Here is a 457-nt window from a genome sequence, read left to right on the forward strand (position 1 = left end):
GCTGCCCCGTTTTTTATCAAACAAATAGATTTCATTGGAATAAGCCTGAGGATTATCGCCTGTAATTAAACTTAGTAAGGTTGATTTACCTGCACCATTATGACCTTTCAGTAGCCAACGTTCACCTTGTTTTATTTGCCAATTTATATTTTCAAGAATTGTTTTGTTGCCATATTTTACAGCAACATTCTTCATGCTAATGATCGCCTGAAACGATTGCTGTTGCTGCTTTGCAGGAATTTCTCCTGTATTAAAAGCAATATTTTTTGTAGTATGGTTTTTAAAATTTTCTTTTTGTGAGAATTGAATTAATTCCCCTTTATTCAGCTCTGCAATATGTGTAATGAAAGAAGGAATATTGTTTTCATCTGTTATTAAAATAATGGTTGTTCCTTCTTTTGCTAAATCATTTAATAGTAATTCTAATTTTTTTCTGCTGTTACTATCTAACCCCGTA

Annotated in this window: 1 protein-coding gene; it reads right to left on the minus strand. The window is 31.5% G+C overall.

The window, feature by feature from the left end; genetic code table 11:
- Window positions 1–457 (minus strand): ATP-binding cassette domain-containing protein (locus tag E3E36_RS11900; protein WP_167895585.1); only part of this gene is annotated, 457 nt, incomplete at both ends.

Origin of the sequence: Thermococcus sp. M36, from assembly GCF_012027355.1 — an archaeon.
Lineage (GTDB): Archaea > Methanobacteriota_B > Thermococci > Thermococcales > Thermococcaceae > Thermococcus.